Genomic DNA, 283 nt, shown 5'->3' with positions numbered 1-283 from the left:
GCTTGCGTGATCGGATCGAAGGCCAGCTGGCGCAGCGTGGCCACTGCCGGATCGATGATGCGGCGCGAGCGCTCGGTCATGATGCGTCCGGCATCCTCGGCTGAGCGCTCGGCCATGTCCAGCAGCACCTGGCGCGCGCCCCACCAGCCTACCGAGACCAGCACCACGGCCAGCAGGACCATGTCCGCCATCACCAGGGCGGAAATGCCGAAGCGTACCGGCAAGCCAGGCACGGTGGCATCATCGTCGGACGGATCAAACAAGGGGCGTTCGGGAAGGGGCA

Annotated in this window: 1 protein-coding gene; it reads right to left on the bottom strand. The window is 67.5% G+C overall.

Going from position 1 to position 283, the window contains the following annotated elements; all coding sequences use genetic code 11:
• Window positions 1–263 (bottom strand): hypothetical protein (locus E0702_RS16970; RefSeq protein ID WP_132045720.1); only part of this gene is annotated, 263 nt, incomplete at its 3' end.
• Window positions 264–283: the final 20 nt, after the last annotated feature.

It is taken from the genome of Halomonas marinisediminis (assembly GCF_004347715.1).
In the GTDB taxonomy this organism is placed as follows: Bacteria; Pseudomonadota; Gammaproteobacteria; order Pseudomonadales; family Halomonadaceae; genus Halomonas; species Halomonas icarae.
Note: the sequence above shows the minus strand (reverse complement) of the source record. Positions and strands in the feature narration are given on the sequence as shown.